The sequence below is a fragment of the Ruegeria sp. P10 genome (assembly GCF_056534925.1).
This window is the reverse complement of the sequence record NZ_JBQERJ010000009.1, coordinates 49,989-75,727: the sequence shown is the minus strand read 5'-3', so window position 1 is coordinate 75,727 and position 25,739 is coordinate 49,989. Positions and strand designations below refer to the sequence as shown.

Genomic DNA, 25,739 nt, shown 5'->3' with positions numbered 1-25,739 from the left:
ACCATGACAACCCAAAAGAACCTCAACGATCCAGTCGAAGCCTATGAAGGCATCCTGGAACACCCCGAGTCCGACCGTCAGAAAATCGCCGTCGCGATCGACGCCGGGGTCAAGGCTGTGGGTCATGTCGTCATGTGGGCCAATGTCCTGCTGATGGGCGCGATCTTCGCACAGGTCTCGTTGCGCTACCTGTTCAGCCAGAACTACCCGAAACTGGATGAGATCCAGTGGCATTTCTATGGAATCGTCACGATGATCGGCATCTCGTATGCCTTGATCACCGACAGCCATGTGCGTGTGGACGTCCTGCATATGCAGCTTTCGCGCCGCGCGCAGCGGATCATCGAGGTGATCGGCATCCTGACCCTGCTGACCCCGTTCATCTATCTGATGGTCGATCAGGGCTATGATTATTTCTACGAAAGCTTCCGCGTCAACGAACGCTCGGACAGCCCAACCGGCCTGCCTGCGCGTTGGGCTTTCAAGGCGGTCATTCCGATCAGCTTTGTACTGTTGGCGCTGGCCGCGTTGGCACGGTTGATCCATGACGGGCACGCGCTGATCTACGGGCCGGCCTCGGAACGTGAAGGCGCGCCGCTGCGCCGTGTTCTTCTGGTGCTGGCGGTATTCGCAGCCGTCTGTGTTGGCCTGACCTTCCTGGTCGAAACAACCGAGGAAAAGCTGGTCATCGCGATGTTCCTGACCTTTATCGCGCTTTTGTTCACCGGTTACCCGGTGGCGTGGGTGCTGGCCGGTGTCGGCGTCGCCTATTGCGGTCTGGCCTATCTTTTCGACAACGATCTGATGCTGTGGACCGGGTTGGAAAGCACCTTTACCGGGCTTGATTATCTGACGCTTGGCGCGGTGGTGAACCGGGTCTACGCGACCATGTCCAACGCGGTTCTGGTTGCCCTGCCGATGTTCATCTTCATGGGGCTGATGCTGGACGAATCCGGAGTGGCCGAGCGTCTGATGTCCTCGATGCAGCGCCTGTTCGGGACGGTGCGCGGAGGACTGGCCATCACCGTGACCCTGATCGGGATCATTCTGGCGGCTTCGACCGGCATCATTGGTGCCTCGGTTGTACTGCTGGGCGTGCTGTCGCTGCCGTCGATGATGCAGCAGAAGTACCAGCCGACGCTGGCTGCGGGCGTGGTTTCGGCCTCGGGGACCTTGGGCATTCTGATCCCACCCTCAATCATGTTGGTGATCATGGCCGACCAGATGGCGTTGTCCGTCGGAGACCTGTTCATGGCCGCGGTTTTCCCGGGCGTGATCATCGGCGCCTTGTACCTGACCTACATCTTCATTCTGGCTCTGGTGAAACGCGACGCGGCTCCCGTGCCCGAAGGTGCGAAAGCCCCCGACTGGGCAGCCGTGAAGGACGTTCTCATCGCCGTCATCCCTACGCTGATGCTGATCCTTGCCGTGCTGGGGTCGATCTTTGCCGGTCTGACCACACCAACCGAAGCGTCCGGCATCGGTGCCTTGGGTGCGACCTTGCTGGCGCTGGGCTATCGCAAGCTGACCTTTGCCAAGCTGTGGAACGTGCTGGTGTCGACCTTCAACACCACCGCCTATATCTTTGCGATCTTCCTCGGTGCGACCGTGTTTTCCTATGTGCTGCGCGAACTGGGCGGGGATGAACTGATCGAACATGTGGTGCAATCCACCGGCTTTGGTGCCAACGGAACAATTCTGTTCATCCTGTTCATCGTCTTCCTGCTGGGCTTCGTACTGGACTGGATCGAGATCACGCTGATCGTGCTGCCCCTGATGCGCTCCATCGTGAACGGTCTGGGCATCGACATCCCCGGCTTTGGCGTACTGGATGAACCGGCGCTGGTCTGGTTCGTGATCCTTGTCGCTGTGACGCTGCAAACCAGCTTCCTGACGCCGCCCGTTGGCTTTGCCTTGTTCTATCTCAAAGGTGTTTGCCCGCCCGAGATCAAGCTGACGCATATCTATAAGGGCATCATCCCATTTGTCCTGCTGCAATTGACCGGTTTGGCGCTAGTGTTCCTGTGGCCGACCCTTGCCACCTGGTTGCCGTCGGTCGCCTATTAAGGAGCTTATCGGATGCGTCTGAGCCAATGTCATAACTTCCACGACTTCCGGCGACTGGCCAAACAGCGGCTGCCGGGGCCGATCTTCAACTATATCGACGGTGGCGCGGATGATGAGGTGACGTATCGGGAAAATACCAAGGCGTTCGACCGCTGCGATCTGTTGCCTTCGGTCCTGCGCGGGGTTTCGGACGTGGACATGTCTGTCACGGTGATGGGGCAGAAACTGGACATGCCGGTCTATTGCTCACCCACCGCGTTGCAGCGCCTGTTCCACCATCAGGGTGAGCGCGCGGTCGCGGCGGCGGCCGAGAAATACGGCACCATGTTCGGAGTTTCCTCTCTGGGAACCGTCTCGCTGGAGGAGCTGCGCCAAAAACACAAAAACCCGCAGGTCTATCAATTCTACTTTCACAAGGATCGCGGGTTGAACGCCGCCATGATGCAGCGCGCCAAAGAGGCGGGTGTTGAGGTCATGATGCTGACCGTCGACAGCATCACCGGCGGCAACCGCGAGCGTGATCTGCGCACGGGGTTCTCGATCCCGTTCCGCTTGACGCTGGGCGGCATGATCCAGTTCGCGATCAAGCCGATGTGGGGGATCAACTATGTCACTCATGAAAAGTTCCGGCTGCCTCAGCTTGAGGAACATGTGGATATGGGCGGTGGGGCCAGCTCGATCGGCGGGTATTTCACCGACATGCTCGACCCGTCGATGAACTGGGATGACGTGGCGCAGATGGTGCGCGACTGGGATGGTCAGTTCTGCCTGAAGGGGATCATGACCGTCGAAGATGCCAAACGCGCGGCTGAGATCGGTTGTACCGGCATCATCCTGTCGAACCACGGTGGCCGACAATTGGACGGATCGCGCACGCCGTTCGATCAACTGGCCGAGATTGTCGATGCCGTCGGCGACAAACTGGACGTGATGATGGACAGCGGCATTCAGCGTGGCACCCATGTGCTCAAGGCGCTGTCGATCGGGGCCAAAGCGGTGGGTATCGGGCGGCACTACCTGTATCCTCTGGCTGCCGCGGGGCAGGCTGGGGTCGAACGGGCCCTTGGGCTGATGCGTGCCGAGATCGAGCGCGACATGAAGCTGATGGGTGTCACCAGTGTTGGCCAGCTCAGCCGCGAGAATATTCGTTTCCGCAATCCCTAACCCGAAACGGGGGCCGATATGACCAATGACGCGTTGATCAAACATTTCCGCTCTATCGTCGGTACGCGTCACGTGCTGATCGGAGCGCGCGCGACAGAGCGCTTTCGGCGCGGTTTCCGCTCGGGCGAGGGTGAGGCGCTGTGCGTCGTTCAGCCGGGGACCCTGCTGGAGCAATGGAAGATCCTGCAAGCCTGCGTTGCAGCCGACAAGATCGTCATCATGCAGGCGGCCAATACTGGTCTGACCGAAGGGTCTACGCCGTCCGGCACCTATGACCGTGACGTGGTTCTGATCAACACGCGCCGGATGGATACTCTGGTGCCCTTGAACGACGCAGAGCAGATCGTCAGCTTTCCGGGCGCCACGCTTTTTGCGCTGGAAAAACTGCTGGCCCCGTTCGGACGCGAGCCGCATTCGGTGATCGGTTCGTCCTGCATCGGCGCGTCGATCGTGGGTGGGGTATGCAACAATTCCGGCGGTTCTCTGGTAGAGCGCGGTCCGGTTTACACGGAACTTTCCGTCTATGCGCAAATCACCGAACAGGGTGAATTGGAACTGGTCAACCATCTGGGCATCGATCTGGGCAGCACGCCGGAAGAGATCCTTGCAAACCTCGATGCAGGCAGGTTCGAACGCAATCCCGGGGCAACCAACAAACGCGCATCGGCCAGCGACTACGCACAGATCGTGCGGGACGTGAATGCGCAAACGCCTGCGCGGTTCAATGCGGACAAGCCCAGGCTTTTCGAATCTTCGGGCTCGGCCGGGAAGCTGGCCGTTTTTGCGGTGCGCCTTGACACCTTTCCCAAGAACGAGGTTGAGAAGGTGTTCTATGTGGGCACCAACAATCCCGACGATCTGGCGGACCTGCGGCGCCACATATTGTCAGAGTTCAAATCGCTGCCGGTTTCGGCCGAATACATGCATCGCGAAGCGTTCGATATTGCAGCACGCTATGGCAAGGACACGGTCGTGATGATCGACAAGCTTGGCACGGACCGTCTGCCGATGTTCTTTGCGATGAAAGGCGCCGTGGATGCACGCCTGCGGCGCATTCCGTTTTTGCGAAATTTCACTGATCGTTTCATGCAGGCAGCTATAGCTTTGTGGCCACGTGTCCTGCCCAAACGTATGACGGATTTTCGCGACAAATACGAACATCACCTTATCCTGAAAATGAAGGATGAAGGTGTATCCGAGGCCGCTGAGTGGTTGCCGCGATTTCTGAGTGGCCGGGATGGCGGATTTTTCGAATGTGATGCGCGCGAGGCCAGAATCGCAGGCCTTCATCGGTTTGCGGCGGCGGGCGCGGCGGTGCGTTACATGGCGATCCATTCGGACGACGTCGAAGATATCATCGCACTGGACGTCGCACTGCGCCGCAACGACCAGGACTGGCTGGAGAAGCTGCCGCCTGAGATCGAAGACCAGTTGGTTCACAAACTCTATTACGGGCACTTCATGTGCCACGTGATGCATCAGGACTACATAGTCAAAAAAGGAGCTGACCCAAAAGCTCTGAAGGCCGCAATGTTGAAACTGTTTGACGAACGCGGCGCGGAATACCCTGCTGAACATAACGTGGGGCACCTTTACAAGGCCAAGCCCGACCTGGCGGCACATTACAAATGCTGCGACCCGACCAACTCGTTCAATCCCGGTATCGGCAAAATGTCCAAGGCGAAGAATTACCAATAACCGGTTTTCCGGCGCGGCAGGGTGCTGTGAAAACGGCCGGCAGATACACCGGGTTCTGATGAAAAGGGTGTTGGTGCCCGACTGTCTGATATCCTGAGCGCAACCCGGCAAGCATCTGCCGCGCAGAAGGCTGCCAAAACCGAATGAGCGTCGCGTGTCAGGTATAGGGTAGATTCGGAAAGCGCAGTCGAAGTCGTCGGAATCGGCAGAGAATGTCGCGTTGAGACGCGGAATTCAGCAGCGTTTGACGCAAATCGTTTGGTTTTGAGTATCACACACACGCATTTGACAGGCTGTCCGGGATCTGAACCGGCGGGTTCATGCGGTCAATTGACAGAGCACCGTTCTGTTCAGGTAATTTCAGGGTCGCGTGATTTCTGGCAGGTTTTCCTAGGGTTACCCTTGGCTTGCAATCGGCTGCAGATCACCCCTGTGAAGCTGCGGGCCGGAAGCCTGTCTTGCATGCGAAAATTTGCAGATGACCGGGGCCGGGAAAGCGCCACTTATCCCTTATTTTTCGCGTTTTTTGGGGAACTACGGGAAACCCCCAATTTCGCGCCGCGACAAACAGGGGTAAACATATCTTACCGTACTTACCACACAAACACACACGGTACTAACTTTCCCCGATGAGGGGCTGGTCACACCCCCTCGGCCGGCCCCTCTTAACTATTGGGGTCCATGGCAGTTGGGGTCAGTGGTCATGCGGATCGTTGCCGGTGTCAGCTTTTGATCAATTTGGCGACGAGGGCGGGCAAATCTTGTGATGCGCCATAGGCCACGGTGTGTGGAATTTCGGCGACCGGCGTCTTCCGGTATCCTTCAGTAAACAGCAAAAACGGGATCTTCGCACGCGCAGCCGTTTCCGCGTCAACTTCGCTGTCGCCGACGAACAGACGCGGGCCGGACGCCTGAAGCGCATCGAAGCTTGCGAACAGATGGTTGGGATCCGGTTTTCGCGTCGAAAGGCTGTCGCCACCCAGAACCGCGTCGAAAAACCGGGACAGGTTCAGTGCCTCCAGCACATGCCGCGCCGGTGTTTCGGGTTTGTTGGTGCAGACGCCCAGAACGCATCCCATTTGCTGCAATTTGGCCAGTGCCTCCGGGATGCCGGGGTAGGGAACGGTCGTTTCGCTGGCTGCGGAATTGTAGTGTTTGAGGGTCAGTTGGGTCAGTTCCGCATGGCGATCCAGCGGCAGCCCGCAATGCCGGATCATGCGTTCGACCAGCTTGGGTAAACCGTTGCCGACGAATCCTTTGATGATATCCGTCGCCAATGGATCATGCCCAACGTCGTTCAGCGTGCGGTTGGCCGCCGCCGCCAGATCGCCCAGGCTGTCCACCAGCGTTCCGTCCAGATCGAATACAACTGCTGCGGTCATGTTTGCTTGCCCTTCATCGCCCGACCCAAGACCTAACCCGCCCTGTAACGAGGGGCAATCGCCTGTTTCAAAACCATGCTTGACAATCCTTACTAAAATAATCAGATTAAGCGGCAGGAACAGAAAGCCAACCCTTTCGGGGTCAGCCAAATCAAGTGAAACGCGATAGATATGGCACCATGCCGAAACGCTCTGGAGATGTCCCGATGAACGTACAGAACCCGACCCCAACCCAAGGTTACGCTGTCTCGATGCTTCCCGCGCACAAGGCCGAGGATCTGACCAAGGGCGGCAACCTGGCCCATATAGAACTTGGCGATCAACTCTATACCCTGCGCATCACCCGTGCAGGCAAACTGATCCTGACGAAATGAGCGCGCCTTTCAAGCGCGGCGGTGCAGCGGTTGGCCGCCTTGCCGATCTCGATCCCATCGAAGCGGGCGCCGTTATGTATCTGCGGATGTGGAGCGAAGGCGAGGGCGGTCGTGCCGACGCTGCCAGCGATTTCCAAGTCGCGCTGGGCGCGGATTGCGGGCGTGCGGCAATGCTGACTTTGGATCGTTTATGCTCGCTATGTGCTACCCATGGCCGCCGCCCGCTGATCCGGCATGGTCTTGGATGTGCATGCCTTGGCGCGGACGAGAATTGCTTTGCACAGATGATCGCGGCAGCGTCCGAAGGGGCGCGTGAAGATGCGATGATGCTGGCGTCTTTGATCGTACGTCCGGATTTTGCCCCCGCGCTGGCATCTCTGTCGGAAGAACTGGGGCTGACTCTCAGACGTATGACCGCAGGTTTCAAAATGCCGACCACCGGCCACCAGACCCCCTCGGCCGTGCTCCACTGACCCTGAGTGTGGAACGGTTGAACCCCGGCGCTGCGCCGGGGTTTTTTCGTTCAGCAGCACCCGCATCCGGCATGGTGATGGTCATGATCGCAAACAGGGGCAGGGGTAAAGTCGCCCACCTCGGACAACACATCCCGCAGCGCCCAGAGGATCATGTCAACATCCTCGGCCTCGATGGTCAGGGGCGGACGGATTTTCAGGATGTTGTCTTTGGGCCCTTCGCTGCCGATCAGGATGCGATGATCGCGCATCCGGTTTTTGACATAGCTGCAAATCTCGGTGCCTTCGCTTCCATCGGGGTTGATCAGCTCCACGCCGAGAAACAACCCCATACCCCGCACGTCGCCAACGCAACCAAAGTCGGCTTCGATCTGGCGCAGTCCCGCCATCAGACGATCCCCCATCCGGCGGGCATTGTCCTGCAACCCCTCGTCATCGACGATATCCAGCACCTCTTTGCCGATCCGGCAGGACAGGGTCGAGCCGCCAAAGGTCGAAAAGAACTCGATCCCGTTGTTGAAGCTGTCCGCGATCTCGCGGGTTGTCACCAGCACGCCCAGTGGGTGCCCGTTTCCGATTGGCTTGCCCATCACTACGATATCCGGAACCGCGCCCTGGTGTTCGAAGCCAAAGTAATACTCACCCAACCGTCCCAGACCTGTCTGCACCTCATCGGCGATGCAAACACCCCCCGCAGCACGTATTTTTTCGTAAACCGCAGGCAGATAGCCCTTGGGCGGAATGATCTGGCCGCCGACCGACGGGAAGGTTTCCGCGATGAACCCGGCCACGCCCTGTCCCCTGTTGCGAAGGGCGGCAATCGCCGGATCGACAAGATCAGCAAATTTCTGTGCCCGGTCCGCATCGTCTCGCCTGAATGACCCGCGATAGTCATCGGCAACCTCGACCAGTTCAACCCAGTCGGCTTTCCCGATGCCGCCCGGTTTGTTGAATTTGTAGGCCGAGATCGCCACCGCAGCGTTCGTGTTCCCGTGATAGCCGTGATCCGGCGTCACGATCCCCTTTGCGCCGGTATGGGCGCGGGCCAGCCGCAGGGCCAGTTCGTTTGCCTCGGTGCCCGAGTTGACGAAAAAGCAGACCTGTAGGTGATCCGGCATCTTCGACAGGATCTTGTCGGCAAATTCCACCTGTGCCGGATGCAGATAACGGGTGTTCGAATTCATCCGCTTCAGCTGATCCGCCGCCACGGCCTGAATGCGTGGATGCGCGTGCCCCACATGCGGCACGTTGTTGTAGGCGTCCAGATAGGGGCGTCCCCATTCGTCGAACAGGTGATGCTTCCAGCCGCGCACCAGCATGACCGGATCGTCATAGGTCAGGGATAGGTTGCCCCCGAACTGCGCCCGCCGTTTGTGCAGGATTTCCGCTTTGTCAGTTGGGTGATAGAACACCTTGTCATCCGGCAGGTTCAGCAACGCCGCCGGGTTCGGGCAGACCGCGTGCCACAGCTCCAGTTCGTCCGGGTCTCCGACACCGGGCCAGTCCGCTTCCATGCCATCGGTGGTCAGGGCCAGCTGGAAATGCACATGCGGGGCCCATCCGCCATTCTGGTCGGCATCGCCCAACCGCGCAAACGCGGCGCCCTGTGCCACCGGGTCGCCGGGTTTCAGCCGGTCACAGCATTCCGGATCCAGATGGCCATAGAGCGTATAGAACGGGTCGCCTTCGGGCGTTTCGTGATGGAGGATGATCACCCCGCCGTAGTCAAGGTGCTGGTCGCGGTTTTCGACCACTTCGATCCGCCCGCTCATCGGTGCATGCAGAACCGTCCCGGCAGGCGCAAACACATCCACGGCCAGATGAACCGTCCGCCTGTCCGAGGCTTTCCACGGGCCCTTGCGGAACCCCGGCTCGGCATAGATCAGGCGGGGCTCGTTATAGTAACCCAGCCACAGGTCCTGCCCGTATTCCTTGCCAACGCGCGCGGCCTCGGCCAAAGGCATGTGGAACGGGTTCCGGGGCCAGACGCAGTTTTCGACCGAAAGCGAGCCCATGGGCACATCGCCCAGGTCCTGGCCGAACATGTCGGTAAAATGCCCCCGGTGTTCCTGAAGATAGGCGTGGATGCGTTCAGCCCCATCAACCACGGGCAAGCCGCAAGCCGCCCGCAACCGCGCCGACATCAGCCCGCCATTGACTGACGTGTTCTCAAGGAACCGCCAAGCAGGCGCCTGAGAGATCGTCACATAGGGATCATCCGGATTCTCGGCCGCCATCAGGGTCGAATTGACGACCGATACGGCAAGCCGCATCCTCAGCAACGGCCAGATCAGGTCAACCTCATCCGCCCGCAGCCGGTTGGCCGCGTGATAGCCCTTTACCAACGCAGCCAGTGCCCGTTCCGGCTTGGGGTGATCCAGCACGACATACGCGCCGGCAATCGCCAGATCGCAGATGCGCGGCGCGGCGCACATGTCGCCCAGATCAATCAGGCCCGAGATCCGCCGCCGCTCGCCCAGTTCCCCTTCGACCAGAATGTTGTAGTCATTGGCGTCATTGTGGATGGCCTGTTTCGGCAGGTCCGCAAGGACATCCGCGATTGCAGCGAACCCCTCACAGATTTCCGTCAGCAGTGCCTGCCGCGCGGGGTCAGAGATCGCGTTTAACTTGTCAGCAATCCAGCCCGCCTGCATCAGGTCCCATTTGAAACCGACCCGGTGCAACCCTTCATGCTCAAACCCTTCCAGTGCCCGGTCGGTTGCCCCCAATACGCGGCCCAGTTTCAGGATCAGCTCTTCGGATTTTGGGGCGGCCTTCGCGTAACATTGGCCCGGCAGGCACTCCAACAGCCAAATCAGCCTGCGCTGTCCTTCAGAATCGGCAATCTCGGGCAGCATTGCTCCGGTCAAATCAGGGAACACCTTGGGAAACGGCAACCCCGGTGCCTCAGAAGCGATATGCGCCAGCGCCTTGATTTGCAAATCAACCAGATCCGCATCGCATCCGGCCCGCATGGCCTTAAGCACATAATCCTGACCATTGGTGGCGTGCACCAGAAAGTTCAGATCATATTCACCATCCAACCGCGTCAAGCGGGCGTCCAGCCCCCAGAGCTGCCGCAGCGCGGCCGTCCAAAAAGCACTTAAATCGTCCATTCCCGTCTCCGCTCCGATCGCGCCGGAGCCCTCTTCATCTGGCCAAAAATATCCTCGGGGGGAATCGCGCCTTGGCGCGATGGGGGGCAGACAGCCCCCCCGCGTTACCCCAGGGCCCGCAGGCGCTTGATCAACGACGAGGTGTCCCAGCGGCCACCGCCCAGTTTCTGAACATCCTTGTAAAACTGATCGACCAGAGCGGTAACAGGCAGGGACGCACCGGTTTCATTGGCGGTATCCAGACAGATACCCAAATCTTTGCGCATCCAGTCGACGGCAAAGCCATGTTCGAACTGATCATCCAGCATGGTCTCATACCGGTTTGCCATCTGCCAGCTGCCAGCGGCGCCCTGGCTGATCACCTCGACCACGGCCCTTCCGTCCAGCCCGGCCTTCTCGGCGAAGTGCAACGCTTCGCTCAGGCCCTGAACCAACCCTGCGATGGCGATCTGGTTGCACATCTTGGTCATCTGGCCCGCGCCGCTGTCCCCGATGCGGCGGCAGATCTTCGCATAGACCTGCATCACCGGTTCAGCCGCATCATAAGCCGCCTGATCTCCGCCGCACATGATTGACAGAACACCGTTTTCGGCGCCTGCCTGGCCGCCCGAGATCGGCGCGTCCACAAAGGCGATACCCTGTGATTGGCCGGCAGCGTACAATTCCCGCGTGACCTTTGCAGAAACCGTGGTGTGGTCGACGAAAACAGCCCCGCTGGACATGCCGTGAAATGCGCCGTCCTCGCCCGTGCAAACCATGCGCAGATCGTCGTCATTGCCGACGCAGGCCATCACAAACACGGCGCCTTCAGCCGCGTCTTTCGGGGTGGCTGCCATCGATCCGCCATGCTGCTTTACCCAGGCTTCGGCCTTGGCAGCCGTGCGGTTGTAGACAGTGACGTCATGGCCTGCGGCCTGAAGATGCCCAGCCATGGGATAGCCCATGACGCCCAGGCCAAGGAACGCGACTTTTGCCATTTTGTGATCCTCTCCGCTGTTCGGTCGGCTTCAGCGGTGCGTGCCTGGCCGAAATGTTTGGCGAAGACAAAGCAAAGCTGCGCCCAAAGGGCAACCCCAAGTCAGCCCTTCCCGCCCAGATCCTGCAGGATCGGGCAATCCGGCCTGTCATCCCCTGCGCAGGCGTCGATCAGGTGGCTCAGCGTTTCGCGCATCGCGTTCAGGTCGGCGATCTTGGCTTCGATCTGCGCCAGATGGTCCCGCGCGACCTGTTTCACATCTGCGCTGGCGCGGGTTTCATCCTCGTAAAGCGCCAGCAATGTCCGGCAATCCCCGATGGTGAATCCCAAAGCCCGGGCACGGCCCAGAAAGTTCAGCTTGTGCACATCCTGATCGCGAAATCGGCGATAGCCGTTGTCGTCGCGCAGCGGTTTGATCAGGTCGATGTCTTCATAGTACCGGATCGTCTTTGCAGGCAGGCCGGTGCGGGTGGACACATCTCCGATATTCATGCGTGCACCTCCTTGGCGGGCGGTATCGGGGTTTCCGGCACGCTGGCTTGAACGCGACGCAGACGCAGCGCGTTCGAGACGACAAAGACACTCGAAAGCGCCATCGCGCCCGCGGCCAGCGCCGGAGACAACAGATGGCCTCCGAACGGGTACAGCGCACCAGCGGCGACCGGGATCAGCAGGACATTGTAACCGAATGCCCATCCCAGGTTCTGGCGAATGTTTCGCATCGTTCTACGGCTGATCTCGGTTGCATTTGCAACCCCGCGCAGATCGCCGGACATCAGAACGACATCTGCCGTTTCGATGGCCACATCGGTGCCCGTCCCGATGGCGATGCCGATGTCAGCCGTTGCCAGCGCCGGGGCGTCGTTTATGCCGTCGCCGACGAAAGCCAGCGTTCCGAACTGGTCCCGCAAGGCGGTGATCGCATCCACCTTGCCGTCGGGCAGCACTTCGGCGGTGACGTGATCGATCCCCAGCCGATCAGCCAAGGCCTGCGCGGTGCGCGCGTTGTCTCCGGTGACCATGGCCACGGTCAGACCCATTTGGTGGAGCCGCTCCAGCGCCTCTTCGGTGCCGGGTTTGACCGGGTCGGACACAGACAACGTGGCTGCGGCCTGCCCATCCAATGCGACGAACAATGGTGTTGCCCCTTCGGCGGCGCGGGCCTCTGCCTCGCTTGCCAGGGGACCAAGGTCGATCCCGCGTTGTTGCATAAGACGGTGCGACCCGATCAACACGTTCCGGCCTTCAACCAGCCCCTGCATGCCAAGCCCGGTAAGCGACAGGACGTCCGTCGCCTGTGGCAGCGTCGCAGGCCCGGCCCGGGTGATCGCCGAAGCTATCGGGTGTTCCGACCGCGCCTCGAGGGCGGCGGCCAGCCGCACAACCTCATCCCTGTCAAACCCGTTCGCCGTCAGAACATTGTCCAGTTCCGGGCGGCCCAGTGTCAGGGTCCCGGTCTTGTCCAGCGCGATGACGCGTGCCTGCTGAAGCTGCTGCAAGGCATCGCCCTTGCGGAACAACACCCCCAGTTCGGCCGCGCGCCCGGTGCCGACCATGATCGAGGTCGGAGTGGCCAGACCCATGGCGCAGGGGCAGGCTATGATCAGCACGGAAACCCCGGCGACAAGCGCCAGCGGCAGGGCGGGGCTTGGGCCGAAGATCAGCCAGGCTGCGACGGTGATCACGGCGACCAGGATGACCGCCGGGACAAAGCGATATGTAATCCGATCGACCAGACCCTGGATCGGCAGTTTGGCCCCCTGCGCCTGCTGCACCATGCGAATGACCTGGGCCAGCACCGTGTCGCCCCCCACGCGCGTCGCCCGAACCCGCAAGGCGCCGGTGCCATTCACGGTGCCGCCGACAACAGCCGCGCCGGCTGATTTTCCAACGGGTATCGGCTCGCCCGTGATCATGCTTTCATCGACGTAAGAGGTGCCCTCGAGCACTTCGGCATCCACCGGCACGCGTTCGCCCGGGCGGATGTGCAGGATGTCGCCCACAGCAATCTCGGCGATAGGGCGGTCTTCAATCCGACCATCAACTTCGACCCGCGCGCTTTTGGGCTGAAGGCCCGCCAGTTTACGGATCGCAGCCCCGGTTTTGCCCTTGGCGCGCGCCTCCATCAGACGGCCCAGAAGGATCAGAACGACAATCACAGCCGCCGCCTCGTAATAGACGTTGGCAGTTCCCATCGGTAACGCGCCGGGGGCGAATGTGGCCACCACCGAATACAGATAGGCCGCCCCGGTTCCCAGTGCGACCAGCGCGTTCATATCCGGCGTGCCCCTCAGCAACGACGGGATGCCCTTGCGATAAAACACGCGACCGGGCCCCAGCAGCAGGGCCGTTGTCAGGGCGAACTGAATCAACTGGCTGGTCTGCGTGCCGATGGTGGCGTGTACCCAATGGTGGAAGGCGGGGATCATGTGCCCGCCCATCTCAAGAATGAACACGGGCAGGGCAAGAGCGGCCGCCAGCAGAGTGGCCCGGGTCAGCCCTGCTGTTTCAGTGTCTGCGCGATCTTCGGGTGTCGAAACGGCTTGAGGCCGCGCCGGGTAACCGGTGTCGGTGACCACCTGTGCCAGCGCCTGTGGCGATGTTGCCCCCGCGGCGTAGGTCACCGCGGCAGTTTGTGTCGCCAGATTGACCTGCGCTTCGATCACACCGGGGCTGGCCGTCAGCGCGCGCTCGATCTTGGCCACGCACGAGGCGCAGTTCATACTTTCAATGCTCAGATCCGCCCGGCTGGTCTCGGCCGGATACCCTGCCGCGTCCAATGCCTTGGTCAGCGCCGAAGCTGGCCCGTCAAAAGCCACCTGTGCGGACTTGGTTGCAAAGTTGACCGAGGCCGTTTCAACCCCGGGCACATCACGCAGCGCCTCTTCAACGCGTCCCACGCAGGATGCGCATCCCATGCCCGTGATTTTCAGCTCTGTCAGTGATTTTTGCGCCATGCGACTCGCCCATGAAGTTTCCTTACCCACCAGATGGGGGTTCCAGTGACGGGAAGGTCAAGGGCCTGGGGCAGCTTTTTTAGTGCCCCGAGCCGCGCATGTTTCGTTCCATCATGCGCTGATAGAGGCGCGGTGACAGACGGTTGAGCCACCAGGACAGGCGCGCCACGCGGCCAACCGGGATCATGGGCTGCGATTTGTCCAGCCCGCGCAGGATCGTTTCAGCGGCGGCCTCGGGGCTCATTTCGTCCATCCCGTCCTTCGCCGATCCGGGGCGCGCTGTGCCATCCGCCTGCTCTTGTGCGTTGCCGGGGTTGGTGGCCACAAAGGAGGGCGCAGCGATCAGAACGTCAACGCCATGAGGGGCTTCTTCCGAGCGCAGCGATTTGAAGAACCCCTCCAGCGCGTGTTTCGAGGCAGCATAGGCCGTCCGATGGTAAAGCGGTGCAAACCCGGCCACCGATGAGATGGCCAGATGTGTCCCCTTTGACGCCCGAACCGGGTGCAAGAACGCGCGGGCCATTTCAACGGCCGCAAAATAGTTGATGTCAAACAGAGTTCGGTGGCTGGCCGCGTCGGACTTTTCAAAGCCCCTGATTTGCGTGACGCCGGCGTTGTAGATGACCAGATCGATACTGTCGCTGGTCGCGATCACCTTTTGAGTTGCCCTGGCAAGCTGGTCGGGATCCGTTAGATCGCAGCCAACAGGCAACTGGTTCGGCCCGGTGTCCAGACCTGAAACATCGCGATCCAGCAGCACCACCCGCCACCCGCGACTTTGCAGAGCATGGCTGAGGGCCCGCCCCAAACCGCCCGCCCCGCCGGATATGACAGCCGTCTTCATAGGCCCGCCTGCTTTTGCCAGAGCGAGAATACCTGGGCGCTGGTTTTTTTCGGAGTGTAACCGAAGTCGGATTTCAGGGCGGTGTTGTCCAATACCGGTCGATATTGCAGAAATCGCACCTGTTCCGGCCCATAGCGGGACAGACCCAGCGGACGTGCAGCGGCCAAAGCCGATTTCAGCGCCCAAGCGGGCAGGCGCAGAACCGGTTTCCCCATCGCACGCGCCAGATCGGTCACGCCCATCGCGCCGTCCCCGGCGACGTTGTAAACGCCAACCGGCCCGTCGGTTGCCGCGCGCTTCAGGATGCGTGCCAGATCATGCGTCCAAATGAACACAAACGGGCTTTCGCTGCCGACGACGGCCAGCAGGCGGGGTTTGCGAAACAGGGCGGTGATCTGGTTTTCGGACCCGGCCCCCAGAACCGTGCCCACGCGCAGCACGACCTGTTCCAGATCGGGGGCGGCACTGCGAACCTCGGCCAGCATCTCTTCGACCTGCCTTTTGTGATCGGAATACGGAAACTCGGGGTTGCCGCGCAACGGATCATCCTCGCGCAGGGGCACGGGGTTGTCCGGGTGATAGCCGTAGGCTGCACCCGAGGATGTGACCACCAATCTTCGCACTCCGTTGGCAAGGGCCGCGTTCACCACCTTGCGGGTGCCCTCGACATCAACCGCATATGCCGCCGCCCGTTCCATTTTTGGCGGAGGCGTCACGATGGAGGCCAGATGCACTATGACATCAGGCTTCACGTTGCAGATCACGCGCGCGGGCGCGTCGGTCGTCACATCCAAGGGCAGATAGTGGACGTTTTCCGGCATGCTGTCGGGGCGTTTGATATCCGTTGCAAAAACATCGTGCCCCTTGAGTTCGGGCAACAGTGCCTGCCCGACCATACCGGCGGCGCCCGTGATCAGGATACGGCTCATCGCGCGGCCTCGGTTCGGGCCATGAACGACGCCAGGGCAATCCCCGAGATCGCGTGCCAGATGCCCCAGAACGCGGCCACCACGGCCATGCCGCCCAGCCCGTGAAAAAAGGCAAAGATCAGCACCAGCCCAAGGCCGGAATTCTGAATGCCGGTTTCGATGGTGATGGCGCGGCGATCGAAAGGGGACAGCCGGGTCAGAGTGGCCACAACCCAACCGCCCCCCAGCGCCAGGGCGTTGTGAAGGATCACAAGCCCGGCAACAGCCCCGGCAAAGCTGAGGAAGAACCCCCAGTTCGCGCCCAGGGCAAGTAAGATGAAAGCCGAAAAAATACCCATCGACAGGTATTGCAGCGGCGCACGCAACCGTGCGGTCAGGGCCGGGCGGCGCTGGTTCAGAGCGATGCCCAGGACCAGAGGCAGGATCAACATCAACCCGACAAGGATTGCGATTTGCACCGGGTCAATCTGGGTCTGTTGCAGGATCGCGCGTGTTGGCGGATACAACCCGCCCCAAAGCGCAATGTTGAAGGGCGTCATGAAAATCGCGCCGATGGTGGCAAAGGCGGTCATCGACACCGACAGCGCCGCATTGCCACCGGCGCGGTGCGTAATGAAGTTCGAGATATTGCCCCCCGGACAGGCTGCGACAAGGATCAGCCCAAGCGCAATAGACGGTCGAGGAGCCGTCACCCACACAAGTGCAAAAGTCAGCGCCGGCAGGACCAGGAATTGGGATACCAGCCCGACGATCACTGGCTTCGGCGCGCGCCTGAGGCGATCAAAATCCCTTGGTGTCAGATCGATCGCAATCGAGAACATCACGATCGCCAGTATCGCATTCAACAGCGTCAGAGAGGCCGGGCTGAAATTCAGCGTAATTTCGTCGATACCACTCATACGGCGGCTTTCCGCAGCCGTTCGATCCATCCGGTGACAGCCTTTCTGTAGGTGGCCTTGTCCACGTAGTAAGCCATTCGCGGCAGATCGATATAGCTCATGCCTCCGGTGGCGCGCGTATAGTCTTTTTGTTTTTTGGATTTCAGATCGGCCGCCACCGGGCAGCCCTGTTGAAGACCTTTGATATAGCGCGCCACCATTTCGGCCTGCTCGTGCCTGCCTTGCCAGCCCAGACCCGTGGCCTCGACCATGCCCAGCACAAAAAGATCGTCCCGTTCGGGGTGCATCGCGTTCAGGTACAGATGTGGGGCATCGCCCTGCCAGTTCAGCAGGCCCTGGTCGATGAACGGATAGTGCAGCTTGTATCCGGTCGCGGCGAGAATCATGTCATAGTCTGCGCGCGTGCCGTCCTTGAAATGCACGGTTTTGCCTTCCAGGCGGTTGATATCGGGGCGAATGCGCAGGTCGCCATGGCCCGCGTGATACAGGACAAGCGAATTCACCACCGGGTGGCTTTCGTAAAGCTGATAATCGGGCTTGGGAAAGCCGTATTTCTGCGGATCACCGACAAACCAACTGAGGATGAGGCTGTCCACCTTGCGCTTCAGCCACATCGGCAGGCGGATCTTGCCGCCCATCGTGTCGGCCGGTCTGCCGAAAACGTATTTCGGCACGAAGTAATAGCCGCGCCGCATCGACAGATCGCAGCGTTCTGCGTGATGGATTGCGTCAACCGCAATGTCACAGCCGGAATTGCCCGCGCCCACGACCAACACGCGCTTGCCGTCGAACTGGCTGGGGTACCGATATTGCGAGGCGTGGATCAACTCGCCGTCAAACGTGCCGCGAAAGCTGGGCATATTCGGTTCCGACAAGGTGCCGTTTGCAATCAGAACCCCTGCGAATTCGGCCTGATGTTCACCTTGGGCGTCCCGCCAGCCAACACGCCAACCATCACCGGATTTGCCTAGCGGAGTGATCCGGGTGACTTCTGCATTGAACCTGTAGGTTTCACGCAGGCCGAAACGATCGGCAAAGGACCGGAAATAGTCGCGCATCGCTTGGTGCGAGGGGTACTCGGCCACCGCCTCATCCATCGGGAAATCCTCGAATTCGGTCATGCGCTTTGAGGAGATCAGATGCGCCGATTCATACATGGTTGATCTGGGGGCATCGATATCCCACAGACCGCCCACATCCGAATGCAATTCGAACCCCTGAAAGGCGATGCCCTGTTCCTTCAGCACCTTGGCTGCGGCCAAACCCATCGGCCCCGCCCCGATCAGGGCGAATGCGTTGCGCGTCTGTGTCATGAACCCTCCCGAAGTTCGTGACGCTTAACTTGAACGAACGACCAAAATAAGGCAAGATGAAATTCATGAGTCCAAAAAACATCGAAAAACCAAGGCAAAGAGCCCCGTCCAGGCGATCGCTTGAAACCAAGGCGCGGATCATGGATGCGGCTGAAACCGTCTTTGCCGAACGGGGATTCGAGGGTGCGTCGATCCGGGATATCGCGGCCTTGGCAGGGGTTCAGATTGGTCTTGTGCACCATCATGGTGGTGGCAAGGAGGAATTGTTTTACAAAACCGTGGCGCGGCGCGCGGACGCGCTGGCGCAGCTTCGGATCGACGCGTTGAACAGGGCCAAGGCCGTCGCTCCGCTGACGCTTCACAGCATTCTGGACAGCTTTATCCGACCCTATGTGGACCTGGCAGAAACGGGTGGGCCTGGATGGATGGCATATGGGCGGTTGGTGGCCCACGTATCGGTTGACCCCAGGTGGCGCGATATCGCAGCGGAATGTTTCGACCCTACCGCCCAGCTGTTCATTACCGAGATCGCCACGCTTTACCCGGATGTCGATCCTGCGGTTTTGGCAAGTGGCCAGGTTTATTCGGTCTCGGCGATGCTGGCCCATCTCAACAGCGGATGGCGGGTCAAAGCCCTGTCGCAGGGCGGTGACGTATCAGGCATGGAGCGTCTGGTGGACTTTTGCGCCGCCGGTATCGAAGCAATGGTACGATCCGGTCGTGAGTGAACCCTCACGCGACGCCGGTTGTGCGTTCAATCGTTGAGGTGGTGCCCTGTATCTACATCTACATACCTGTTTCCAAAAACCGGACAATTAGCGCAGGCAGAACGATTGTGTCCTCTTTGACGCTCTTTGGGGCGTCATTCGCCTTGATTGAGGTGAAAACGTGGCGTCAATGTGGCGTTTGAGCTAGGAATATGATCCTGTTGTGCTGCTCTTTCCCAGAGTGGTTTGTAACGAGTATTCATACGTAAGGTGGGCACATGACATTGATACGAAACATAGCTGCGATCGCTGTTGCAGGTGTGATGGCTGCAAGCGGTGCGTCGGCGCTGACCATTTCCAGCATCTCGCCCTCTTGGCAAAACGTAAATCCAAGTTCCGGCGTTACTGAAAGCACCTCTGGTTCTACGATTTCTCTTCGGTGGGGAAGTGGCAGCAGCTCAAGTGGTTACGATTTCACGCCAACTGGCACGCCAATTTCAGGTCTGTTGCCTGGAACGGCATTTGCTCTGGGTCAGTTCTCGCATCTGAATTTCCCGATCACTGGAACAACACTGAGCTCGGTCGACCTTCTTGTCGATATATTGATAAGCGGTGGCCCTCTGGTGTCCTCTTCGTTTGCCCTGACGCATAACGAGACATTGAATCGCCCAGCGAACTGTCCGGCGGATTCCACCCCTTGTGATGACATCGTGACCATTGCCAATACTTTGGGCTCTCAAAGCTTTAATTTCCGTGGACAAAATTATGTGTTCTCGGTCCTCGGTTTCTCTCAGGACGGCGGCAGCACCATTTCTAACGGCTTCAGCACAACGGAAAACATGCAAAACGTCGCAACGCTGTATGGGGAATACACGATTGCCCCCGTGCCGCTGCCCGCTGCTGGCTGGCTGCTTCTTGGCGGCATCAGCGGTTTGTTTGTGATGGGGCGTCGGAAAAAGCGCAGCACGGCCTGATTTGGCTTTACATGCTCTCACCATTATTGGTGGTGAGAGCAGACCCGGAACTGTGCCGACCTTTTTCGACCAGGATTTTCAGCCTGACAGCGCATGCGCCCCCTGGGTTCGACTTGATAGCTTTTGTTGGAATCGACAAGCGCGCTTGTTGGACACCTGTCGCGGTGACGCGCGGTCATCATTCTTGCTGCAAGTGTTCGAACAAAATCTTGCTGAATACCGATGGCGGCGATGTTCGTACCGCACTGGGTGAAGCGAAAAAACCGAACATGATGATCAGAACGATCAGAGCAGTACCGGCAAGGCAAGCCGCCGAGAGGTGAAAGACCGAGCGAACCATTGCGACACTCCCTTCTCTTGATATCCGTAAATTTTGTGAGGGCTGAAACGTCAACCTGACTTTGCCAATTGCTGTTTCAGCCTTTGGTTTTCCGCCTGCAACTCTGCCAACTGCTGCCCCAGCCTGTTCAGATGAGGGCGCAACTCTGCTTCGGTGAAGCGCGGCGTGATGTGGCTTGGGCAGTTCCAGTCCAACGCCTCGACGCGGATGACCACGGCCCGTTCGGCCGGTGCCTCGGCCTCTTCCGGGTAAAGGGTGGCGGCCGCTGTTTCGCCTTCCGTGAACACGACACGCCCAAGGATCTTGAGACGGCGTCGGTTGGCGTAATCCATCAGGATCATTGCAATACGATCATTGCCGTCCAGATTCCCGCGCGAGATATACTGTTTATTGCCGGAAAAATCCGCATATCCGATGGTCTGAGGGCCAAGCACCTTCAGAAACCCTGTCGGCCCGCCCCGATACTGCACATAGGGCCAGCCGGTCTCGGACACGGTGGATTGATAGAACCCATCCCGCGCCTGAATGAACTCTTTCTCGGGGTCTCCGATCAGATGGCCTTGCCGCGGGCCACCTGCAATGAACTTGGCATAGGTTCTGGCCGATCCCATCCTTTCTTGATGGGCGCGGACTGCGGGTGTGAAGGTCAGTTCGGAAAAAGCGCGGGGCATTGGAAAATCCTTTCAAAGACCCAGTTCGGACAACCCGGGGTGGTCATGAGGGCGTTCGCCCAAGGGCCAATGGAACAGCCTGTCATCTTCGGCTATCGGAAGATCGTTGAGCGAGGCATGGCGATGTGACATGCGCCCGTCATCGGCGAACTCCCAGTTTTCATTGCCATAGGATCTGAACCACTGACCGCTGTCGTCGCGCCATTCATAGGCATAGCGTACGGCAATGCGATTTTCGGCAAAGACCCACAGTTCTTTGATCAGGCGATAATCCAGTTCCTTCCGCCATTTGCGGGTCAGAAAGGCGTGGATGTCGGCATGGCCGGACAGGAATTCAGCCCGATTCCGCCATTGACTGTCATCCGTATAGGCGGGCGTCACGCGGTCGGGATCGCGGCTGTTCCAGGCATTTTCCGCCGTGCGCACTTTTTGAGTGGCAGTTTCCAACGTGAAGGGAGGCAAGGGAGTTCTGGACATTTCGCAAAGGCTTTCAGGTGAGGGAGGCGGCAAGAAGAGCCATGGTCAGAAGGAAGGGGACGTACTGAGGTGGAAAAATGCTGGCGCGACGTTTCATCGGTCAAATCCTCGGGTGTACAGATCGGTTAACTTACAGGCAAAGTGTACCGATCTGTAAACTTTTGCAAGTGGAAATTTCATGGTGAGACAAGGCGCCTGGTAAAACTATTTCAAAACAACGCTTTGGCCTGGGGTCATTGTACTTCACGCTCCATGGTAATATGTACAGAACGGTACACCATGGAGCCGAATCATGCGCCCAAACAAACGGGATGAGTTGGTCAGCAAGGCCCTGAAAGTCTTTTACCGCGACGGGTTTCACGCAACCGGCATGGACAAGCTGGTTGTGGAAACGGGCGTGTCCAAGACGTCGATGTACAAGCATTTCCGCACCAAGGAAGACCTGATTGTCGCCGCGCTGCGCCTGCGGGATGAGAACTTTCGCAACTGGTTCTTTCAACGCATCGACGAGATGGCGGAAACACCGGCCGAGCAGATCCTCGTCAGCTTCGATGCCCTGAAAGAGTGGTTCGAAGAGGACGGGTTCCGGGGCTGCATGTTCATCAAGGCCGGGGCCGAGTATCAGGACAAGGATCACCCGATCCATGTACAGGCCGCCGAACACAAACAGCTTTTGCTGGAACACTTCACGGCCATAGCCCAGCAAGCCGGCGCGCATGATCCTCGGAAGCTCGCGAGTCAGATCGTGTTGTTGCAAGAAGGAGCCATCGTATCCGCGGTCCTGCTCAAGAACTGCGATCCGGCGGAAGACGCCAAGGATGCGGCCAAGCACCTGTTGGCCAAAGCACTGGCTTAACCCCGCCGGTCAAAAGGGATTCTCTGACATTGCAGGCTGAGGAACGTTGCGTTGTTCCTCAAAGGGACGCCGCGTCACAAGGATTGGCGTGAATCGAACACGGCGCTAGCCTTTCCGGAAAGACCGATTGGAGGGCGTTCAATGTCACTTTTCACTTCGACTGCGGCATGGGTCACTGATGAACACCGCATGTTCGCGGATATGGCGGGTCGGTTCATGGATGACGAATTGTCGCCCAATATCGAAACCTGGGTTGAAAACGGCGTTGTGGATCGCGATTTCTGGCGCAAGGCCGGCGAAACCGGCCTGATGGCGGGTGCGATCCCCGAAGAATATGGCGGTGTCGGCGGCGGCATGGGCTTTGACGCCATCACGGCCTATGAACAGGGCGCGCGGGGTGATGCGGGTTGGGGTTATGGCATTCAGTCGATCGTGACCCACTATCTCACCGCTTATGGCAGCGAAGATCAGAAGCGGAAGTGGTTGCCCAAACTGGCGTCGGGTGAATTGGTCGGCGCGCTGGCAATGACCGAACCCAGTACCGGTTCGGACGTACAGGCGGTGCGGACGACTGCCGAGAAGGACGGCAACTCCTACCGGTTGAACGGGTCCAAAATCTTCATCACGAACGGACAGACTGCGGATCTGATCATCGTGGCCGCCAAGACCGACAAGTCCGCCGGCGCACGCGGCGTTTCGTTGATCGTGGTGGAAACCGACGGGTGTGAAGGTTTTCGCCGGGGGCGGAACCTCAAGAAACTGGGCATGAAGGGCAATGACACTGCCGAGTTGTTTTTCGAAGATGTCAAAGTGCCGATGACAAACCTGTTGGGCCCCGAGGAAGGGCAGGGTTTCTATCAACTGATGAAACAGCTGCCGTGGGAACGGCTGAATATCGCGATCATGGCGCTGGGCGCGATCGATTTCGCCATCGCCGAAACAGTGAAATACGTGCAGGAACGCAAAGCCTTCGGGCAGCGGGTGATGGATTTTCAGAATACCCGGTTCAAACTGGCGGAATGCAAGACCAAGGCCGAGGTTCTGCGCAGCTTCATCAATGATTGTATCGGGAAGCTGGAAGCAGGCGAACTGGACGCGGCCACGGCCTCGATGGCCAAATACTGGGGATCCGAGGTGCAGAATGAGATCATGCATGAATGCCTGCAACTGTTCGGCGGCTACGGGTTCATGATGGAATACCCGATTGCGCGTCTTTATGCGGATGCCAGGGTGCAGATGATCTATGGCGGCACCAACGAGGTCATGAAAGAGCTGATCGCGCGATCGCTCGACGTCTGAGCCCACCACGCGGGCTCTCCCGCACGTCGTCATCATTCCTGACGGAATGACTCCTCCGGTTGGGCCCGGCAGGCCCGGGCAAAGCCCGTTCCTGCCGGGCCTGTTTCGTTGTCGCAGCACGGGTCAAAAGGCCGCTTGCAAAGGGGGGGTGTCGGTATGATGATCCGCCGACAAGACTCAGAGGCCCGACGTGAACGATCCCGAGCATGCACTTTGGCAGACCACTTGCACCGAGACAGTCCCCGCACCGCCCCTGACCGCTGACGCAGAGGTTGATCTGGCTGTCATCGGAGGTGGCTATACCGGCTGTTCAGCGGCTTTGACCGCAGCCCGCGCCGGCGCGTCGGTCTGCCTGCTCGAGGCGCAGGAGATCGGGTTTGGCGGTTCGGGGCGCAATGTCGGTCTGGTCAATGCGGGGCTGTGGTTGCCGCCGAACGACATCCGCACGCATCTCGGTACTGAAACGGGGAACCGTTTGATCGACTTGCTGGCCAAGGCGCCGTCGGATGTGTTTGCCTTGATCGATGAATATGGCATTGCGTGTGAGCCCGTGCGCAACGGAACCCTGCATTGCGCTCATTCCGCGTCGGGTTTGAAGGACCTGCAAACGCGTCATGCGCAGTTGAGCGAAGCCGGAGCGCCGGTTGAGTTGTTGTCGGCGGACCAGGCCGGTGAACGCACCGGTAGCCAGGCCTTTCACGGTGCCTTGTTCGATCCACGGGCGGGAACCATCCAGCCTTTGGCCTATGCGGTGGGTTTGGTGCGCGCGGCGTCACAGGCCGGGGCACGGATATATACCCACAGCCCCGTGCAGACCATGACATATGAGGCTGGGCACTGGGTTCTGATGACACCGGGCGGGACGGTTCGGGCAAGATCGGTCATTCAGGCGACGAATGCCTATCATCTTGCGCTGCCGGAGACCGCGACTGCCTATGTGCCGGTCTACTATTTCCAGTACGCCACGGTCCCGCTGACCTACAACTTGCGCGCCAGTATCCTGCCATGGAAAGAAGGGTGCTGGGATACCGGGCTGATCATGACGTCATTCCGGCTGGATCAGGCCGGGCGGATGATCATTGGCGGCATGGGAGATCTGGGACATGCCGGTCGGGTTGCACATTCCGGTTGGGTCCGGCGCAAGCTGGCCGAGCTCTATCCGCAATTGGCCGACCAGCCGTTCGAACACGGGTGGCACGGGCGGATCGCAATGACATCGGATCATCTTCCGAAGATCACGCAGATCGGCCCCAACGCTTTGGCCGCACATGGGTATTCCGGTCGCGGCATCGGCCCGGGCACGGTGTTCGGCCGCATGATGGCCGAGAGCCTTCTGGCGGATGATCCCTCGCTTCTGCCGGTTCCCGCCGTGTCGGAACACCGCGAAAACTGGACGCGCGTGCGCCGCGCCTTTTTCGAATCCGGCGCGGCGCTGACACATCTTGTAAAGGCGCGGTTCTGAGCTCAGACAGACCGGGTGATACCGCCGTCCACCCGGATATTCTGTCCGGTGATGTAACCGCCGCCTTCCGAGGCAAGCAGAGCGACGACCGAGGCGATCTCGTCATAGCTGCGCCCATAGCGCCCCATTGGAATGCGGCTGCGGAATTCTTCCTTCTCGGGCAGGCTGTCAATGAAGCCCGGAAGGACGTTGTTCATGCGGATATTCTCGGCGGCATACTTGTCCGCGTACAGCTTGGTGAAGGCGGCCAGCCCGGCCCGGAACACGCCCGAGGTCGGGAAAACCGGATCCGGCTCGAACGCGGCAAAGGTCGAGATGTTGATGATCGAGCCCCCCCCCTGCGCCTGCATGATCGGGGTCACAAGCCGTGTGGGACGCACCGCGTTCAGGAAATAGACATCCATGCCGGTGTGCCAATCCTCATCCGTCAGTTCAAGGATCGGAGCGCGGGGGCCGTGACCGGCGGAATTGACCAGAACGTCAATGCGCCCCCAATGGGCCATGGCGGCATCGACAAGCTTCTGCAAATCCTCGGTGGACTGGTTCGAGCCGGTAATGCCAACGCCGCCCAACTCTTTCGCCAAGGCTTCTCCCTTGCCCGAGGAAGACAGAATGCCAACCTTGAACCCGTCCGCCGCCAGCCTCCGGGCGGAATCCGCACCCATGCCACTGCCGCCCGCTGTAATAAGTGCTACCTTTTCCATCTGACATCTCCGTTTTTCAGTTGATCCCAGGATGGCGGTCAGAGAGCGGTTTGACCA

At 59.8% G+C, this 25,739-nt stretch carries 22 protein-coding genes; 10 read left to right on the top strand and 12 right to left on the bottom strand.

The window, feature by feature from the left end; translation table 11 throughout:
* The first annotated feature begins 3 nt into the window (after positions 1–3).
* From ACR0FB_RS15570 to dld, 3 genes are read left to right on the top strand one after another with little or no spacing between them, the layout of a single operon-like run.
* Entirely contained in the window at positions 4–2,067 is a 2,064-nt protein-coding gene (locus ACR0FB_RS15570; RefSeq protein WP_480621198.1) for a TRAP transporter large permease subunit, read from the top strand.
* A gap of 12 nt (positions 2,068–2,079) precedes the next feature.
* Entirely contained in the window at positions 2,080–3,231 is a 1,152-nt protein-coding gene (locus ACR0FB_RS15565) for an alpha-hydroxy acid oxidase (RefSeq protein ID WP_171118676.1), read from the top strand.
* A gap of 18 nt (positions 3,232–3,249) precedes the next feature.
* Entirely contained in the window at positions 3,250–4,929 is a 1,680-nt protein-coding gene (gene dld / locus ACR0FB_RS15560; RefSeq protein WP_480621196.1) for a D-lactate dehydrogenase, read from the top strand.
* A 722-nt stretch (positions 4,930–5,651) separates the two neighbouring features.
* Here the strand turns inward: dld and gph are convergent.
* Positions 5,652–6,311 (bottom strand): phosphoglycolate phosphatase, encoded by a 660-nt coding sequence (gph, locus tag ACR0FB_RS15555; RefSeq protein ID WP_171722783.1) that lies wholly within the window; start codon positions 6,309–6,311, stop codon positions 5,652–5,654.
* Between the two features lie 206 nt (positions 6,312–6,517).
* Here gph and hemP point away from each other — a divergent pair, with 206 nt between their 5' ends.
* Together hemP and ACR0FB_RS15545 are read left to right on the top strand one after the other, a co-directional pair.
* Positions 6,518–6,685, top strand: coding sequence for a hemin uptake protein HemP (gene hemP / locus ACR0FB_RS15550; RefSeq protein ID WP_083445319.1), 168 nt, complete (start codon positions 6,518–6,520; stop codon positions 6,683–6,685).
* Entirely contained in the window at positions 6,682–7,158 is a 477-nt protein-coding gene (locus ACR0FB_RS15545; protein WP_171228953.1) for a hypothetical protein, read from the top strand. Before hemP ends, ACR0FB_RS15545 begins: the two co-directional genes overlap by 4 nt.
* Before the next feature lie 50 nt (positions 7,159–7,208).
* Here ACR0FB_RS15545 and ACR0FB_RS15540 read toward each other — a convergent pair whose 3' ends face one another.
* The 8 genes from ACR0FB_RS15540 to ACR0FB_RS15505 form a co-directional block, all read right to left on the bottom strand.
* Positions 7,209–10,274: an aminotransferase class III-fold pyridoxal phosphate-dependent enzyme gene (locus ACR0FB_RS15540; RefSeq protein WP_480621194.1), complete on the bottom strand. Its 3,066-nt coding sequence runs from the start codon at positions 10,272–10,274 to the stop codon at positions 7,209–7,211.
* Positions 10,275–10,378: 104 nt separating this feature from the next.
* The gene (locus ACR0FB_RS15535; protein WP_480621192.1) at positions 10,379–11,251 is read right to left on the bottom strand and encodes an NAD(P)-dependent oxidoreductase; all 873 of its coding nucleotides are present in this window, start codon (positions 11,249–11,251) and stop codon (positions 10,379–10,381) included.
* A gap of 101 nt (positions 11,252–11,352) precedes the next feature.
* Entirely contained in the window at positions 11,353–11,742 is a 390-nt protein-coding gene (gene cueR, locus ACR0FB_RS15530; RefSeq protein WP_171634268.1) for a Cu(I)-responsive transcriptional regulator, read from the bottom strand.
* Positions 11,739–14,207 carry a heavy metal translocating P-type ATPase gene (locus tag ACR0FB_RS15525; RefSeq protein ID WP_480621190.1) on the bottom strand — a complete coding sequence of 823 codons (2,469 nt, stop codon included), beginning with the start codon at positions 14,205–14,207 and terminating at the stop codon, positions 11,739–11,741. The genes cueR and ACR0FB_RS15525 overlap by 4 nt, the downstream gene beginning before the upstream one ends.
* A 79-nt stretch (positions 14,208–14,286) precedes the next feature.
* On the bottom strand, positions 14,287–15,051 hold the full coding sequence (locus tag ACR0FB_RS15520) for an SDR family NAD(P)-dependent oxidoreductase (protein ID WP_171634261.1): 765 nt from the start codon (positions 15,049–15,051) through the stop codon (positions 14,287–14,289).
* Positions 15,048–15,980 (bottom strand): SDR family oxidoreductase, encoded by a 933-nt coding sequence (locus ACR0FB_RS15515; RefSeq protein WP_171722786.1) that lies wholly within the window; start codon positions 15,978–15,980, stop codon positions 15,048–15,050. Before ACR0FB_RS15515 ends, ACR0FB_RS15520 begins: the two co-directional genes overlap by 4 nt.
* The gene (locus ACR0FB_RS15510) at positions 15,977–16,879 is read right to left on the bottom strand and encodes a bile acid:sodium symporter family protein (RefSeq protein WP_171722787.1); all 903 of its coding nucleotides are present in this window, start codon (positions 16,877–16,879) and stop codon (positions 15,977–15,979) included. Before ACR0FB_RS15510 ends, ACR0FB_RS15515 begins: the two co-directional genes overlap by 4 nt.
* Positions 16,876–18,192, bottom strand: coding sequence for a flavin-containing monooxygenase (locus ACR0FB_RS15505; RefSeq protein ID WP_480621188.1), 1,317 nt, complete (start codon positions 18,190–18,192; stop codon positions 16,876–16,878). The genes ACR0FB_RS15510 and ACR0FB_RS15505 overlap by 4 nt, the downstream gene beginning before the upstream one ends.
* 65 nt (positions 18,193–18,257) lie before the next feature.
* Between ACR0FB_RS15505 and ACR0FB_RS15500 the strand changes: the two genes are divergently transcribed.
* Together ACR0FB_RS15500 and ACR0FB_RS15495 are read left to right on the top strand one after the other, a co-directional pair.
* On the top strand, positions 18,258–18,920 hold the full coding sequence (locus ACR0FB_RS15500) for a TetR/AcrR family transcriptional regulator (protein ID WP_480621186.1): 663 nt from the start codon (positions 18,258–18,260) through the stop codon (positions 18,918–18,920).
* Positions 18,921–19,177: 257 nt separating this feature from the next.
* Positions 19,178–19,873 carry a THxN family PEP-CTERM protein gene (locus ACR0FB_RS15495; protein WP_480621184.1) on the top strand — a complete coding sequence of 232 codons (696 nt, stop codon included), beginning with the start codon at positions 19,178–19,180 and terminating at the stop codon, positions 19,871–19,873.
* 390 nt (positions 19,874–20,263) lie between these two features.
* On the opposite strand, the gene ACR0FB_RS15490 is transcribed toward ACR0FB_RS15495, so the two are convergent.
* Together ACR0FB_RS15490 and ACR0FB_RS15485 are read right to left on the bottom strand one after the other, a co-directional pair.
* Positions 20,264–20,884 carry a pyridoxamine 5'-phosphate oxidase family protein gene (locus ACR0FB_RS15490; protein WP_171634247.1) on the bottom strand — a complete coding sequence of 207 codons (621 nt, stop codon included), beginning with the start codon at positions 20,882–20,884 and terminating at the stop codon, positions 20,264–20,266.
* A 12-nt stretch (positions 20,885–20,896) separates the two neighbouring features.
* A complete protein-coding gene (locus ACR0FB_RS15485) occupies positions 20,897–21,361 on the bottom strand; it encodes a nuclear transport factor 2 family protein (protein ID WP_480621182.1) in 465 nt (154 codons plus the stop codon).
* Between the two features lie 292 nt (positions 21,362–21,653).
* On the opposite strand from ACR0FB_RS15485, the gene ACR0FB_RS15480 reads away from it, so the two are divergent.
* From ACR0FB_RS15480 to ACR0FB_RS15470, 3 genes are all read left to right on the top strand, one after another.
* Positions 21,654–22,217: a TetR/AcrR family transcriptional regulator gene (locus ACR0FB_RS15480; protein ID WP_170346133.1), complete on the top strand. Its 564-nt coding sequence runs from the start codon at positions 21,654–21,656 to the stop codon at positions 22,215–22,217.
* A gap of 141 nt (positions 22,218–22,358) precedes the next feature.
* Positions 22,359–23,516, top strand: coding sequence for an acyl-CoA dehydrogenase family protein (locus ACR0FB_RS15475; RefSeq protein WP_425078793.1), 1,158 nt, complete (start codon positions 22,359–22,361; stop codon positions 23,514–23,516).
* 190 nt (positions 23,517–23,706) lie between these two features.
* Positions 23,707–24,978 carry an NAD(P)/FAD-dependent oxidoreductase gene (locus tag ACR0FB_RS15470; protein ID WP_480621180.1) on the top strand — a complete coding sequence of 424 codons (1,272 nt, stop codon included), beginning with the start codon at positions 23,707–23,709 and terminating at the stop codon, positions 24,976–24,978.
* Positions 24,979–24,980: 2 nt separating this feature from the next.
* Here ACR0FB_RS15470 and ACR0FB_RS15465 read toward each other — a convergent pair whose 3' ends face one another.
* Positions 24,981–25,682, bottom strand: coding sequence for an SDR family oxidoreductase (locus ACR0FB_RS15465; protein ID WP_170346136.1), 702 nt, complete (start codon positions 25,680–25,682; stop codon positions 24,981–24,983).
* Positions 25,683–25,739: the final 57 nt, after the last annotated feature.